The 14,892-nt window shown below is 74.9% G+C and carries 13 protein-coding genes; 6 read left to right on the plus strand and 7 right to left on the minus strand.

Annotated elements, in window-relative coordinates; genetic code table 11:
* Positions 1-4 precede the first annotated feature (4 nt).
* The 5 genes from ACLJT4_RS10385 to ACLJT4_RS10405 form a co-directional block, all read right to left on the minus strand.
* Entirely contained in the window at positions 5-1,300 is a 1,296-nt protein-coding gene (locus tag ACLJT4_RS10385) for an NAD(P)/FAD-dependent oxidoreductase (protein WP_411122006.1), read from the minus strand.
* Positions 1,297-1,491, minus strand: a complete 195-nt coding sequence (locus ACLJT4_RS10390) for a ferredoxin (protein ID WP_016577284.1) — start codon at positions 1,489-1,491, stop codon at positions 1,297-1,299. Before ACLJT4_RS10390 ends, ACLJT4_RS10385 begins: the two co-directional genes overlap by 4 nt.
* A gap of 53 nt (positions 1,492-1,544) precedes the next feature.
* Positions 1,545-2,774 (minus strand): cytochrome P450, encoded by a 1,230-nt coding sequence (locus ACLJT4_RS10395; protein WP_411122007.1) that lies wholly within the window; start codon positions 2,772-2,774, stop codon positions 1,545-1,547.
* Between the two features lie 230 nt (positions 2,775-3,004).
* Positions 3,005-3,625 carry a TetR/AcrR family transcriptional regulator gene (locus ACLJT4_RS10400; protein ID WP_016575198.1) on the minus strand — a complete coding sequence of 207 codons (621 nt, stop codon included), beginning with the start codon at positions 3,623-3,625 and terminating at the stop codon, positions 3,005-3,007.
* A gap of 141 nt (positions 3,626-3,766) precedes the next feature.
* Complete coding sequence (locus ACLJT4_RS10405) at positions 3,767-4,969, minus strand: CapA family protein (protein ID WP_411122008.1); 1,203 nt, start codon at positions 4,967-4,969, stop codon at positions 3,767-3,769.
* A 358-nt stretch (positions 4,970-5,327) separates the two neighbouring features.
* On the opposite strand from ACLJT4_RS10405, the gene ACLJT4_RS10410 reads away from it, so the two are divergent.
* Positions 5,328-6,119 carry an alpha/beta fold hydrolase gene (locus ACLJT4_RS10410; RefSeq protein WP_411122009.1) on the plus strand — a complete coding sequence of 264 codons (792 nt, stop codon included), beginning with the start codon at positions 5,328-5,330 and terminating at the stop codon, positions 6,117-6,119.
* Between the two features lie 49 nt (positions 6,120-6,168).
* On the opposite strand, the gene ACLJT4_RS10415 is transcribed toward ACLJT4_RS10410, so the two are convergent.
* Positions 6,169-8,253 (minus strand): restriction endonuclease, encoded by a 2,085-nt coding sequence (locus tag ACLJT4_RS10415; RefSeq protein ID WP_411122010.1) that lies wholly within the window; start codon positions 8,251-8,253, stop codon positions 6,169-6,171.
* 255 nt (positions 8,254-8,508) lie between these two features.
* Between ACLJT4_RS10415 and ACLJT4_RS10420 the strand changes: the two genes are divergently transcribed.
* From ACLJT4_RS10420 to ACLJT4_RS10435, 4 genes are all read left to right on the plus strand, one after another.
* Complete coding sequence (locus ACLJT4_RS10420) at positions 8,509-9,300, plus strand: triose-phosphate isomerase family protein (RefSeq protein WP_411122011.1); 792 nt, start codon at positions 8,509-8,511, stop codon at positions 9,298-9,300.
* A 53-nt stretch (positions 9,301-9,353) separates the two neighbouring features.
* Positions 9,354-9,815 carry an RpiB/LacA/LacB family sugar-phosphate isomerase gene (locus ACLJT4_RS10425; protein ID WP_037634123.1) on the plus strand — a complete coding sequence of 154 codons (462 nt, stop codon included), beginning with the start codon at positions 9,354-9,356 and terminating at the stop codon, positions 9,813-9,815.
* Between the two features lie 61 nt (positions 9,816-9,876).
* Positions 9,877-10,890 carry a zinc-dependent alcohol dehydrogenase family protein gene (locus ACLJT4_RS10430; protein ID WP_411122012.1) on the plus strand — a complete coding sequence of 338 codons (1,014 nt, stop codon included), beginning with the start codon at positions 9,877-9,879 and terminating at the stop codon, positions 10,888-10,890.
* Between the two features lie 816 nt (positions 10,891-11,706).
* Entirely contained in the window at positions 11,707-12,546 is an 840-nt protein-coding gene (locus ACLJT4_RS10435; protein WP_411122013.1) for a nitroreductase/quinone reductase family protein, read from the plus strand.
* Positions 12,547-12,567: 21 nt separating this feature from the next.
* Here ACLJT4_RS10435 and ACLJT4_RS10440 read toward each other — a convergent pair whose 3' ends face one another.
* Positions 12,568-14,130, minus strand: a complete 1,563-nt coding sequence (locus ACLJT4_RS10440; RefSeq protein ID WP_411122014.1) for an AMP-binding protein — start codon at positions 14,128-14,130, stop codon at positions 12,568-12,570.
* A 172-nt stretch (positions 14,131-14,302) separates the two neighbouring features.
* On the opposite strand from ACLJT4_RS10440, the gene ACLJT4_RS10445 reads away from it, so the two are divergent.
* Complete coding sequence (locus tag ACLJT4_RS10445) at positions 14,303-14,878, plus strand: TIGR03086 family metal-binding protein (protein WP_411122015.1); 576 nt, start codon at positions 14,303-14,305, stop codon at positions 14,876-14,878.
* Positions 14,879-14,892 lie beyond the last annotated feature (14 nt).

A 14,892-nucleotide genomic window follows, 5' to 3' on the forward strand; every position in this document is an offset into this window, starting at 1 on the left:
GGCGTCAGCCGACGGTGGTGGCCTCCCGGACCCGGTCGCGTGCCTCCTCCCAGGGGACGGGGGTGGCGACCAGTGCGCGCAGCGCCCGCAGTTGACGCGGCGGCAGGGCGCAGGCCAGGACGCCGACGGCCCGGCCGGCGCGGCCGAAGAGCGCGACGGCGCGGCGGGCGTCCCGGTCCAGGACGGTGGTCTCCACCTGGTCGGCGCCGGTGGTCAGGCCGTACGCCTGGAGCTTGAGGCCGTACTGGTCGGACCAGAAGTACGGCACGGGGGCGAACGGTCGGCGCTCCGGCGGCTCCGCACCGTCTCCGGCGGCTTCCGCGGTGCCGTTGACGGCTTCGGCGGTGAGTTCGGCGACGAGGTTGCGGGCGGCCGCCATGGCCTGCTCGGTGGCGTTCATCCGGTGCTCGAAGCGGAGCGGGCGGCCGTGCACCGGGTGCTCCCAGCGGGCCACGTCGCCCGCGGCGTAGATTCCGGGGGCGGCGGCGCAGTACGCGTCGCAGCCCAGGCCGTCGGTGGTGTCCAGTGCCGGGTCGGTCAGCCAGCCGACGGCGGGCTCGGATCCGATGGCGAGCAGCACCAGGTCGGCGGGGAGCCGGCTGCCGTCGGCCAGGCGGACGCCGTCGACCTGCACCGGGCGGTCCGCGGCGGCGTCGGCGGGCTCGAAGGCGGCCACCTCGCCGGTGAGCAGCCGGACGCCGCGGGCCCGGTGCTCGTCGGCGAGGAGTTCTCCCATGCCGGGCCCGACGGCGGCGGCCATCGGGACGGGTTCCCGGCCGATCAGGGTGACCTCGTGTCCGAGCTCCCGGGCCACCGCGGCGGCCTCGCAGCCCAGGACGCCGTTGCCGACCACGACCAGCCGGCGGGCTCCGCCGGACAGTCGGTCGCGCAGCGCCAGCGCGTCGTCGAGGGTGCGCAGGGTGAAGACGCCGGTGAGGCCGTCGGCGGCGGGCAGCGTGCGGGCGGCCACGCCGGTGGCGATGATGACGCCGGCGCAGGCCAGGCGCTGGCCGTCGTCGAGGGTGAGGGTGCGGGTGGCGACGTCGAGGCCGGTGGCCCGGGTGCCGAGCCGCAGGTCGAGGTCGAGCGGGGCGAGCTGCTCGGCGGTGCGCAGCATCAGCCGCGCTGGTTCCCAGGCGCCGTGCAGCAGTTGCTTGGACAGCGGCGGCCGGTCGTACGGGAGGTGGGGTTCGTCGCCGATCAGGGTCAGCGGGCCCGTCCAGCCGGCCCGGCGCAGGGCCTCGGCGGCGGTGATCCCGGCCGCGGAGGCGCCGACGACGGCGATCGGGCGGGTCGTCATTCCTGCACCTCGATCACGGCGGCGGGGCAGATGGCGGCGGCCTCGCGGACCGCGGTGTGCTGTTCGGCGGGGGGTGCGGCGTCGAGCAGGACGACCACGCCGTCCTCGTCGCGCTGGTCGAAGACCTCGGGGGCGATCAGCACGCACTGGCCGGCGGCGCAGCACTTGTCGGCGTCGAGGGTGATCTTCATGGCGGTGGCTCCGTGGGGGTCGGTGGGGGCGGTGGGTCGGCCGGTGCGGCCGGTCACCAGGTGACGGGCAGGGCGTGGCAGCCGTAGATGGCCATGTCCGTGCGGAACGGGATCTCCTCGACCGGCACGGCGGGCCGCATCGTGGGGAAGCGGCGGAGCAGGGTGGCTATCACGACCTGGAGTTCGACCCGGGCCAGGGCCTGGCCGAGGCACTGGTGGATGCCGTAGCCGAAGGCGACGTGGTGCTGGGCGTTGGCCCGGCCGACGTCGAGGCGGTCGGGGTCGGCGAAGACGGTGGCGTCGCGGTTGGCGGACGGGACGGCCACCACGACGCCCTCGCCGGCGCGGATGAGCTGTCCGTCGATCTCGATGTCGGTGGTGGCGACGCGGCGCGGGCCGTTGCGGATGATGCTGTGGAAGCGGAGCAGTTCTTCGACGGCGCCGCGGATCAGCGTCGGGTCCTGGCGGAGCCGCTCGGCGGAGTCGGGGTCCTGCATCAGGGTGAGGGCGCTGAGGCCGATCATGTTGGCGGTGGTCTCGTGCCCGGCGATCAGCAGCAGGGCGGCGAAGGCGGCGACGTCGTCGTGGGTGATCTCGCCGGTGCGCTGCTGCTCGACGATCAGCCGGCCGAGGATGTCGTCGCCCGGCTCCTTCTCCTTGGCGGTGACCAACGCGTCGAGGTAGTCGCGGAGTTCGCCCCGCGCGGCCTCGCGCTCCGGCTCCGCGATGGTGCGGGAGAGCAGCTTGCCGGTGAGCCGCTGGAAGACGTCGTGGTCGTCGTAGGGGACGCCCAGCAGCAGGCTGATGACGAGCGAGGGGACGGGCAGGGCGAGCGCCTCGACGAGGTCCACGGGCTCGCCGGAGCGGCGCTCCATGGCGTCGCACAGCTCGTCGGTGAGGCGCTGGATCTCGGGGCGCAGCGCCTCGACGCGCTTGACCATGAACTCGCGGGTGACCATCCGGCGGAGCCGGGTGTGCTCGGGCGGGTCCATGCGGATGAAGCCGCGGTTCTGTTGGTTGCCGCCGCCGGTCATGCCGCTGAGCGGGTAGCCGTGCAGGGTGGTGTCGGAGCTGAAGCGGGTGTCGCCGAGGATCGCGCGGATGTCGGCGTAGCGGGTGGCCAGCCAGGCCCAACTGCCGTCGGGGAGCGAGATCTTGGAGATCGGCTCCTCGGTGCGCAGGGCGCCGAACTCGGCCGGGGGGTCGAAGGGGCAGCCGCTGGGGGGTTCCACGGGCAGCGGTGCCGGGGCGGCGGGAACTGTCGTGTCGGTCATCTCGGTCATCTCGCTCCTCGCGCGCACACCGGTCGGGTGTGCGCCATGAGTCGATCCATCGCCTAACAACCGTAAACTTACATCCGTAATGATCGGGTAAACGCCTCGGGGTTTCCCGGGGAACGTGACGAACGGAACACTCCTCGACCGCCGGCGGCGGGTACGCGTGAGGCCCCGGCCGACGGGCGGCCGGGGCCTCAGGGGGCCTCGGGGAGAGGGGCGAACGGTCCGGGGAGGGGTCAGTGCTCCAGCAGCAGTTGGAGGAGCTCCTCCACGAACCCGTCCAGTCGACTGGTGTCCTTGCGGCTCGGCATGACCTGCCAGATCATCACCCGGCCGTGCACCGCCGACCACAGCAGGTACGGCGCCTCGGCCCGCGAACCGCGCACCCGCCAGCCGGCCTCCTCGCAGGCGGTCAGCGCGTGGTGCCAGCTGCGGACCAGCAGTCCGGCCGGGTGGCCGGCGAGCCGCTCGGGGCCGACCGGCGTCTGCCGGGTCTCGTAGAGCAGGCGGTAGTTCGCGGGGTGCTCAATGGCGTAGCGGCAGTAGGCCCGCAGCTGGGCGCGCAGCCGGGCCACCGGGTCGTCCTCTTCGGCCTGCGCGGCGGCGTCGGTCATCGCGTGCGCCAGCCGTTCGTAGCTGACTTCGAGGGTCGCCCAGACCAGTTCGGTCTTGTCGGCGAAGTGCCGGTAGATGCTCGGCGCGGCGACGCCGGCTTCCCGAGCCACCGCGCGCAGCGACAGCGCGTCCTCGCTGCCGACCTCCTCCAGGAGGCGCTCGGTCGCCCGCAGGAGTTCCTCCCGCAGACGCTCGCCCTGCCCCCGCGGGTTACGGGGCCGGACGGCCGCACTCTCGCTCACTGCCCTCCGGTCCTTTCCTGGCCTGGCCGATCCGGTCGTCGGCGGGGTCGTCACTCTTTCACCAGGGTTTCACACCGCGCGGGCGGACCGTACCGGAGGACCACGGTCCGGCCCGTCGGCGCCCGCGCCGCGGACCGCCGCTCAGCGGCGGCGCACCAACCCGTCGTCCGCGGCACCCCGGCTCAGCACGGCCCGGTCGATCTCCTTCCGGACGTCGTCGTGGCCGCGGGTGCGGGTGAGGTCGAGGGCCCGCACCGGCGGACCGACGTCGGTCAGCAGCGGGACGTACTCGGCGCGGGTGACCCGCCAGCGCCCACCGGGTCGGGCGGGCGGGGCGAACCGGAAGCGGGCGGCGGCGCCCCAGTCGCCGCGGGCCTGCGTCATCACACCGGCGAGTTGATCGCCGAGCCCGTAGACGACCCAGGTCCCGCCGACCTTCTCGAAGGGCTGCGGGGTGTGGGCGCGGCTGCCGACGATCAGGTCGATGTCGGGGCGGCCGTCGGTGCGGGCCGCGGCCAGGAGGTGGGCGAGCCGGAGCTGGCGGGCGTCGGGGGCGGTGCGGTACTCGGTGCCCCAGTAGGGGCTGACGACCACCACGTCGGCGCCGGCCCGGCGGGCGGCCCGGGCGTCGGCGACGATCCGCGCCGGGTCGAGCGGGTTCAGCATCCAGGGCGCGTCCTCGGGGGGCCGGACGCCCTCGGCGTCGTAGGTGTAGGCCAGGTGGGCCACCAGGGCGCCGCCGGGGGCCCGCAGCAGGGCGGGGCGGGCGGCCTCGACGGGGTTCCGGGCCGTGCCGGTGTGCCGCAGGCCGACCGTGTCCAGCGCCTCCAGGGTCCGGCGCACGCCCTCCTCGCCCTGGTCGAGGGCGTGGTTGGAGGCGGTGGCACAGGAGTCGAAGCCGATGGCCTTGAGGGCGGTGGCGATCTGCGGCGGGGCCTGGAGTTCGGGGTAGCCGGTGAACGGGCCGTTCAGTGGGCCGAGCGGCGCTTCGAGGTCACACAGTGCCAGGTCGGCGCCGGCGACGACGGGGGCGACGCCGCGGAGCATCGGCCGGAAGTCGTAGCCGCCGTCCACCGGCGCGTCGTCCCGCGCCGTGTCGAGCACGTCGGGGTGGGCGGGGATGACGTCACCGGTGGCGACCAGGGTGAACGGCCGGGCCGGGGCGGCGTCGGCGGGGCGGGCGCGGTGGTGCGGGGCGGGCGGCTCAGCGGGCGGGGCGGGGCGGCGCTCGGCGGGCGGCGGGGTGGATCGGGGGGCGCGCGGCGGGTCGTCCGGCCGGGCGCCGCAGCCGACGGCCAGCCCGACGAGCAGCACCGCCGTCGCATACCGGGTGAACGCGCTCATGTCCGACAGATATCAGTCACTTCCCCTCGGAATATGACCGCACGGCGGGGTGTCCGACGCTGTCCCTCGGACGGCCCCGGTACCGGAGGCCGGCCCGGACCGCACGGACCGCACGCCCGAGCGTCACAGGCCCGGGCACCGGCGCGCCCGGGATCCGCCTCCCCCGCAGCTCCACGACCCGCGGGGCCCGGCGGCCGACGGGCCCCGCCCCGCCCCGGTACCGGAGGGCTCCAGACGCCGTCGCGCGCGCAACTCATCTCCTTCGTCCAGGCGTTGTCCGCCGATCCCCCGCAACACGCCACCTCCCCCCGGCCTGTTGGTGGGCCGGGGGACCCGGCCGGCCCTAGGGTGGCCCGGTATGAATGACGAACCGCTTCACGTGACGGTGTGGGACGAGGCACTGCCCGGCGCTCCACGGGCGCTGCTGGTGCACGGCACGATGAGCTGGGGAACCGACTGCTTCGCGGCGCAGCGGCCGCTGGCCGGGGCGTTCCGGCTGGAGCTGGTGGACCGGCGTGGCTTCGGCGACAGCCCCGACGTCGAGCGCAGCGACTACGCGGTGGACGCCGAGGACCTCGGCCGGCTGCTCGGCGACGGGGCCCACCTGGTGGGGCACTCGTACGGGGCGGCGGCCGCGATGCTGGCCGCCGCGGCCCGACCGGAGGCCGTCCAGTCGCTCACCCTGATCGAGCCGTCGCCGCTGCGCACCGCCGCCGCGCACCCCGTGGTGCGGGCGGCGGTGGAGCGGATCCGGGCCGCGTACGCGAGCGCCGAGGAGACCGGGGAGGTGAGCCCGCAGGAGTACCTGCGGCAGTCCACCGAGGCGTACGGGATGCGGCTGCCGGAGTTCACGCCCCGCGTCCTGCGGGCGGTCCGCACCGCGATGCGGGAACGGCCCGTCTGGGACGCGCAGATCCCGCTGGCGCCGCTGGCCCGGGCCCGGATGCCGAAGACCGTCGTCAACGGGACGTGGGAGACCGCGCACACCGCGTACCGGGAGTTCGTGGGGGACGCGCTGGCCGCCTGCGGGGAGTACCTCGCCGAGATGATCGGCGCCCGCCACGTGCAGGTGCCGGGCACCGACCACATGCCGCACCAGGACCGGCCGGACGTCGTCAACGAGGTCCTGACCCGGCTGTGGCAGGGCTGACCGGGCGGCCGGGCCGGGCCCCGGTCGGCCCGGGGCGCCACCACCGCCGTCAGGCCACCTCGATCCCGAAGTCGCCGATCAGCTCGGCCAACCCCCCGGGGTAACCCCTGCCCCCCAGGACGAAGTGCCAGTCGTCGCCGCGCCGGCGGAACGAGCCGAGCACCAGCGCCCGCTCGCCGGGCCGCCCGTCGGAGACCGGCAGCCGGTCCCGTTCGGTCCCGGCGGCGTCCAGCAGGCGGATCCGGGCGTCGGTGAAGCCGCCGAGATCGGCGTCCGGGTCGGTCTCCGGGTCGACCGCGGCGACCAGGACCAGCCGGTCCGCGGCCGGCGGCAGGTCCGCGAACCGCACCCGCAGCGCCGCCCGGTCCTCCGTCACGCCGGCCAGCATCCGCACCGAACCGTCGGGCGTGGCGGGGTTGTTGAAGAAGACGAAGTGGTCGTCGTCGAGCACGGCGGTGCCCTTGCAGACCAGGGCGCAGACGTCGAGGGCGGCCTCACCGGACCAGTTCACGGCGAGGGTGGTGTGGTCCGGCGCCGGGTCGGCGGGCTCCGGGGCGTCGGGGCGGCCGTCGCCGGGACCGAGGCGGCCGCGCAGCCCGTACCGGCCGAGCAGGTCGACGAGTTCCGGGCCGGCGATGAGGGTGAGCGGCTTGCCCTGGGCGAAGCGGTGGGCGCCCGGCCCGAACTGGGACGTCGTCACCAGCACGCCCTTGTTGGCGCCCTCGGACTGGACGGTGCCGTACAGGTCGCGGACCGCGGTCGGCGGGACGGTGTTGCGGTAGCGCTTGACCTGCACGACGATCTTGCCGCCGCGGATCGGGTCGGGGTCCAGGGCGTCCACGTCGATGCCGCCGTCGCCGGACCGTTCGGTGGTGACCGCCCCCATCCCCATCGCGCGGAACAGCTCGGCGATCAACTGCTCGAAGGCGAGCGGGTCCATCTCGTGCAGGTCCGGATCGCCGTGGGTGCCGTGCGAGACCACCGCACCGCCGGCGATGTCGTCCGGCCGCCGCCCGGGACGGATCGGGGCGCGCTGGTCGGGGCGGGCCGAGAGTTGGCCGCGGAGCCCGTCGGTGAGGCAGTCGAGGGCGCTGACCTGGGACAGGTGGTAGGACTCGACGGCGCTGCGGGGTGCCAGGACGGTGGCGAGGAAGAGCGTGGCGGGGCGTCCGGTGACCGGGTCCACGTCGTCGACGAAGCCGTTGAGCACCACCGAGTCCAGGGCGCCGTAGGTGTCGGCGGCGAACAGGTCGCGCAGGACCAGCAGCACGCTCTGGGCGAGCACGTCGCGGTAGAGCGCCCGGCACTGGGCCGTCGGGCGGGCGGTCTCCCGCTCCTCGTCGGCGGTCGGCAGGTAGCGGACGGCCTTGACGGCGGGGACCACGTCGTAGCCGGGCAGTTCCCAGTCCAGGACGAGCTGGCGGGCGGCGGTGTCGTAGCCGGCGCTGAGTTGGCGGGGGAAGCCCTCGGGCCAGGAGGTGCCGGAGTACAGGGCGGCGGAGAAGTACTCGACGACGGCGTCCGCGGCACCGGCGCGCAGGCCGGCGACCAGTTCCCGGACGCCGGCGTTGTGCCGGCGGATGCCGTCCAGGGCGCCGGCCGCCCACTGGTCGTACTGCTGGCGGTAGGCGGCCAGTTGGGCCTGCCGTCGGGAATCGGCGGACTGGGCCGCGTACCAGTCCTGTTCGTAGCGGGCGCGGGCCTCCTGCTGGTCGCGGTCGCGGCGGGCGCCGGACCGCAGGCCGCCGGTGGGCACCTGGTAGCGGGCCGGGTCGGGCATGACCACCGGGGTGGCCAACGCACCGGGGGCGAACGGTTCGATGCGTTCGGGGCGCAGCAGGGCGGCGGCGGTGAAGGCGGGGGCCCGGCAGCCGGCGGCGAGCAATTCGGTGAGGGCGGCGACCCGGGCGTCGAGCTCCTCGGTGCGGCGGCGGGCGTCGGACTCGCGCTGCCGGCGGTAGGCCGTCTGCCGCTCGCGGTGCATCCGGGCCATGGCGCGTTCGGCGGCGCGGGCCTGTCGCTCCTGTTCCCGCTGCTGCTGCACTTGCGCGCGGTGGGCGACCTCCGCCCGGCGTTGCTGCTGGCGCTGTGCCTCGGCCCACATGCCGAGTAATCCCTGGGAACGGCGGCTCATCTCGCGGTTCGTCCTCCCCCCGGGGCGGCGCCCCCGGAACCCGTGGCGGCGGCGTCCGCGCCGGTCTGCCCTGGTCTGTCGTGGTGAGGCGACTTTAGCGGGGGGCGGGTGGCGGCGATCAGGGGGTGACCGGCCCTGGTCGGTGCCGGGGCGGCGGCTGGCGTGCGTTCCCCGGAAGCGCGCAAAAATCACAGACATCTCGTGAAGTTCACGTCTTGAATTGAGAACTTCACATGTGATTCTGTTGGATGCATCATGAGCGACGTGATTCCTGAGAACGCGACGGGCACCGCGGTCCACGCGGCACCCCGCCCACTGGTCGGCGTCTCGCTGAAGCTGTACTTCGGCCTGGCGCAGACCCGGGCCTGGCTCGCCGAGGTCGCCGCCCTCGGCGAGGCGCTGGCCGGCCTGCCGCGCCCCGTCGACCTCTTCGTGCTGCCGTCCTTCCCCGCACTGGCGGACGCCCGGGAACTGCTGACCGGCACCGGCGTCGGCTACGGCGCCCAGGACGTGCACTGGGCCGACCGGGGCGCGTGGACCGGCGAGGTCTCGGCCGGGATGCTCGCCGAGACCGGCGCCCGCTACGTCGAGGTCGGCCACGCGGAGCGCCGCCGCCACTTCGGGGAGACCGACCAGATCGTGGCCGCCAAGACCCGGGCCGCCACCGCGGCCGGCCTGATCCCGGTGATCTGCGCGGGCGAGCGGCACGCGGCGGACCCGGCGGCGGCCGCCGAGGAGACGCTGACCCAGGTCCGGGCCGCCCTGGCCGGCGCCGCCCCGGGCAGCGAGGTGATCGTCGCCTACGAACCGGTCTGGGCGATCGGAGCCGGCGCACCGGCACCCGCCCGGCACGTCCGCGCGGTCGCCACGGCGCTGCGCGGCGCGTTGCGGGCACACGACGTGCGCGGTCGGCTGATCTACGGCGGGACCGCGGGCCCCGGCACCTACCGCGAGCTGGCCGGTGCCGTCGACGGGCTGTTCCTGGGCCGGCTCGCCCACGACACCGCGGGCCTGCGGGCGGTCCTCGACGAGATCGCCCGCGGCTGACCCGCGTCCCACCGCCTCAGGAACCCACAGTGGAGCCCGAATTGGAGCCCGACATGTCCCGTACGTACCCGATCGCGATCGGCGCCGACGACGCCGGCACCGCCATGAAGGACACCATGGCCGCGTACCTCACCGCGCACGGCCACTCGGTCACCGACCTGAGCGCCGACGCCACCGAGGACTACCCCGACGTCGCCGAGCGCGTCGCACGGAGCGTGGCCCGCGGCGAGCACGAGCGCGCGGTGCTGATCTGCGGCACCGGCATCGGCATGGCGATCGCCGCCAACAAGGTCCCCGGCATCCGCGCCGCCCAAATCCCCGACAGCTACAGCGCCGAACGGGCCCGCAAGTCCAACGACGCGCAGATCGCCTGCTTCGGCAGCCGCACCATGGGCGTCGAGGCGGCGCTGGTCTGCCTGCGGCACTGGCTGGACTCCGACTTCGCCGGTGGCCGCTCGGCCCCCAAGGTGGAGAAGATCAAGCAGGTCGAATCGCGCAACCTGCGCGCGGCCTGAGTCCGACGCCCGCGCTCCCCCGCTCCCCCACCCTCCTCCCTCCCGAAAGGCGGCCACGGCCATGCGCGCAGTAGTCATCGAGGAACCGCACCGGCTCGACGTCACCACCGTCCCGGACCCGACGCCCGGCCCCGGCGAGGTCGTCGTCAAGGTCGCGGCGGCGGGGCTGTGCGGGACCGACGTGCACATGCTGGCGGGCGAGTTCGGGCCGACCCGCTATCCGGTGATCCCCGGGCACGAGTTCGCCGGTGAGGTGGTCGCGGTCGGCGCGGACGTCACGGAGTTCGCCCAGGGCGACGCCGTCGCGGCCGATCCGGCGATCTACTGCGGCGCGTGTCACTTCTGCGCCATCGGCCGCGGCAACCTCTGCGAGCGCTGGGGCACCATCGGCATCACCCAGGACGGCGCCTGCGCGGAGTACGTCGCGGTGCCGGTCCGCAACTGCTACCGGCTGCCGGAGGGCGTGTCGCTGGCGCACGCGCCGCTGATCGAACCGCTGTCGACGATCGTGCGCGGCTTCGACCTCGTGGCCCCCAAGCTCGGCGACAACTTCCTCATCTACGGCGCCGGCACCATGGGCCTGCTCTACCTCCAGGTCGCCCAGCGCTCCGGCGCCGCCTCGGTCTCGGTCGTGGACGTCAACGAGGACCGGCTCGCGGTGGCCCGCAAGCTCGGCGCGGACGCCGTCGCCACCCACGCCGACGCGCTGGCCGACGCGCACCCGCGCGGCTGGGAGGTGGTCACCGACTGCACCGGCAACATCCGCGCCATCGAGGACGGCCTGACCCGGCCGGCCCGCGGCGGCACCTTCCAGCAGTTCGGCTGCGCGCCCGACCAGGAGAGCGCGCGGTTCTCGCCGTTCCGGATCTACAACGACGAGATCCGGATCGTCGGCAGCATGGCGATCCTGCACAGCTACGGCCGCGCGGTGGAACTGCTCGGCAAGGGCGTCATCGACGCCGAGACCATGATCACGCACCGGTTCGGGCTGGACGGGTACGCCACCGCCCTGGAGACCTTCCGACAGGGCACCGGCCGCAAGCTCCAGATCGTCCCGAACGGCCCGACGGACTGACGGCCCCGGCGTCCGACCTGCGCCGCCGCGCGCACGGAGGAACGGGCGGACGGACCGGCCGGCACCGAACTGACCGCGCAGTGCGGCCAGTTCGGTGCCGGCCAGCAGGCACGCCCCCACCCCGAACTCGGCGGTGGAGCCGCGCAGGCCCGGCCCGTCCTCGGCATCCCGGGTGTGCGCGGAGAAGGCGTGCACCGCGTCCCCGTACGCGCGTTCGGCGCGCGGCGCCCCGAGCCGGGCGAACACCGGCATCGCCATGTGCGGCGCGTCGTCCCACCACCAGTCGTCGGGCCGCTGCGCCGCGGTGTCGACCATCCGCCGCACGGACTCCTCCAGGGCGGCGGGCTTCGCCGGGTCGGGCGTCGGGTCCGGCGCGTACACGCCGAGGTAGACCCGGCCGGCGTACTGGTCGTCGGCGTGCCGGGCGAGGCAGCCAACTCCCGCCGGCGGAAGAGGCGGAGGGCCGTGGGGCCGAGCGATGCGGGCGGCTCGGGAATTGCCTTCGCACGTGCGTGCCCGTACGGTTAGCGGCGTGACTACCGGGTCGGCCATGGGCCATGAGCGAGTGAGGCACCCGGTCACTACGTGACCGCGCGGCGGGTGCGAGACCCGCCCGCCCCCGATTGCCTCTCCCCCGCGCGCACGGCGCGCCATTTCCTTCACTGCGCGAGAACGCTCCGCGCAGCCTTCTGTTCACCGCACCACGCCTGCCGCCGCGCCGCGCCCTGCCGCGCCGCGCCGCCGCCGTCGCGTGGGCGCTTCCCCCTGCCCTGGCGCCCCTGCGCCGGGCACCTCATTCCTGGAGACGGACCCTTCATGCCCCATGACTTCAACCAGCAGGTCATCGACGAGTTCCGGGCCAACGCCGGCCGGGTCGGCGGCCCCTTCGAGGGCGGTCGGCTGATCCTGCTGACCACCACCGGCGCCCGGAGCGGCACCCGGCACACCACCCCGGTCGGGTACCTCCCCGACGGCGAACGGATCCTCGTGATCGCCTCGGCCGGCGGTGCACCGCACCACCCGGACTGGTTCCACAACCTCCGCGCCCACCCCCGCGTCACCGTCGAGACCGGGGTCTTCACCTACGAGGCGGCGGCCGAGGTGCTGGCCGGTGAGGAACACGACCGGGTCTTCGCCCGCGCCGTGGACGCCAACCCGGGCTGGGCCGACTACCAGGCGAAGACCCGACGCACCATCCCGGTGGTGGCCCTGACGCCGGTCGAGGCCGGTCCGCCGCGCTTCGCCGGCGCGACGCCGGGTCAGACCATCGCCCTCGTCCACGACGCCTTCCGCCGCGAAATCGCCACCCTCCGCAAGGAGTTCGCCGCCTCGGGCAGCGTGCTCGGCGCCCAACTGCGGATCAACTGCCTGACCCTGTGCCAGGGGTTGCACAACCACCACACCGGCGAGGACCGCGGGATGTTCCCCGCGCTCCGCCGGCACCGGCCGGACCTCGCCCCGGTGCTGGACCGGCTGGACGAGGAGCACCGGGCCCTCGCGGCGCTCCTGGACGCACTGCAACGGGTGCTGGCCGAGCCGTCCGCGGCCCCGGGCGACGTCCGCGCCGAGGTCGAGCGCCTCACGGACGAACTGGAGGTCCATCTCACCTACGAGGAGGAGCAGTTGGTCCCGGTGCTCGACGCGATGGCGGGCTGAGCGCGGGCGGCGGCCGCCGGGTCAAATCCGGCGGCCGTGCCCCTCCCAGTAGGGGTCCCGCAGCTGCCGCTTGAAGAGCTTGCCGGACTCGTCGCGCGGCAGCAGTTCCTCGAACACCACCGCCCGGGGCACCTTGTACGCGGCGAGCCGGTCGGCGACGTGCGCCCGGACCTCCGCGGCGGTCAGCAGCACCCCGGCCTCGGTCTCCAGGTGCGCGGCGAGGGCCTCGCCGAACTCCTCGTCGGGGATGCCGAACACCGCCGCGTCCCGCACCCCGTCGAGCGCGAGCAGGCACCCCTCGATCTCCGCCGGGTAGATGTTGACGCCGCCGGAGATGACCAGGTCGTTGCGGCGGTCGCTGAGGTAGAGGAAACCGTCCTCGTCGAGGTGGCCGATGTCGCCGATGCTGACGTGCTCGGGCCGGCCGGGCGCCTCCATGGCGGCCCGCCGGTCCGGGTCGCCGAGGTAGCTGAAGCGGGGCCAGTTCTCGGCGGGCCGGACGTAGATCTCGCCGGTGGCGCCGGGTGGCAGCGGCTCCCCGTCGGGTCCGAGGACGAGGACCTCGCAGGTGCCCTGGGCGCGGCCGACGGTTCCGGGGTGGGCGAGCCACTCCGCGCTGTCGCACCAGGTCACCGCGCCGGTCTCGCTGCCGCCGTAGTACTCGCGCAGCACCGGTCCCAGCCAGTCGATCATGGCGTGTTTGATGTGCGGCGGGCAGGGCGCGGCGGCGTGCACCACCGAGGTGAGGGAGGACAGGTCGTAGCGCTCCCGGACCTCCTTGGGCAGCCGCAGCAGCCGGACGAACATGGTGGGCACCATCTGGGCCTGCTCGATGCGGTGCCGTTCCACCAGCCGCAGGAACTCCTCCGCGTCGAACCGCGGCATCAGCGTGACGTCCAGGCCGGCGGCGAGCGCGAGGACCGCGTGCTGGCTGGGCGAGGCGTGGTAGAGCGGTGCCGGGATCAGGGTCCGGCCCCCGGGGGCGACCGCGAAGTACTCCAAGAAGCTCGCGACCGCTTCGGCGAGCCGTTCCGGGCCGACCGGTTCCCGCAGGACGCCCTTGGGGCGGCCGGTCGTTCCGGAGCTGTAGATGACGGTGGGCGGTCGGGCCGCGACGGGCCGGGCCAGCGGCGCCCGCCCGACCAGCCAGTCGTCGAGGACGGGATGCCGGCCGGTGACGGGCGGGGCGGTGGTCCCGCAGGCGGCCGCCACCCCGGGCGGCACCGCGACCTCGACGACCTGCACCCCGTCGGGCAGGACCGCGCCCACCGCGTCGAGCAGGTCGGTGTGGGCGAAGACCACCGCACTGCCGCTGTCGGCCAGCACGTGGCGCAGGTCGTCCGCGCGGAAGTGCCAGTTGACGGGGACGGCGCAGGCGCCGAGCTGGGCGGCGGCGGTGGTGATCTCCAGGTGGGCGGGCTCGTTGCGGAGGACCACGGCGACCCGGTCGCCGGGCCCGACTCCCAGCTCCGCCAGGCCCGTTGCGATCCGTGCGGCGCGGTCGAAGAACTCCGGGTAGCCGCGTTCGTGGCCCGCGCAGCGGATGGCGGGGGCGCGGGCGGCGGACGGTGCGACGGTTTCCATGGTGCCTCCAGCAGGGAGCGGCCAGGACCGGCGCACACCGGTCCGGCCCATTGAACAGCCACCCGCCGGGTGCCCACCAGAGCGCACCGCGCCATCCCCGCGCGGTCGGCGCGGTGCTCCGATCGCCCCGCACCGGGCGCCGTCGCCGGTGGCCGCTCCTATCCTCGGGACCATGGCCAACAATGACGTCCTGCGCACCCACGACGAGGCGTTGACGCTGTTCGGCGCCCGCGTCCACGCCGTCCGGGACGACCAGTGGGAGGCGCCCACCCCATGCACCCAATGGTCGGTGTTCGACCTGGTCAACCACCTCACGGCGGAGCAGCTGTGGGTGCCGCGCCTGGTGCGGGACGGGGCGACCATCGCCGAGGTGGACGGGGACTTCGACGGGGACCAGCTCGGCGAGGACCCGGTCGGCGCGTGGGACCGGGCCTCGGCCGCGGCCCGGTCGGCGTTCGCCGCGCCGGGGGCCCTGCACCGTTCGGTCCACCTGTCCTACGGCACCACGCCGGCGGACGCGTACTGCACCCAACTGACCGCCGACGCCGTGGTGCACGCCTGGGACCTGTCCCGGGCGATCGGTGCCGACGAGCGGGTGCCGGCGCACCTGGTGACCGCGGCGCTGCGCGAGGTGGAGCCGTACGCGGAGGCGCTGGCCGGGTCGGGGTTGTTCGCCGCGCCGGTGGAACCCCCGGCGGACGCGGACGACCTGACCCGGCTGCTCTGCCTGCTCGGCCGTCGGCCCTGATCGGCGGATCCCCG

The sequence above is a fragment of the Streptomyces sp. x-19 genome (genome assembly GCF_046549115.1).
GTDB classification, from domain to species: Bacteria; Actinomycetota; Actinomycetes; order Streptomycetales; family Streptomycetaceae; genus Streptomyces; species Streptomyces albulus_C.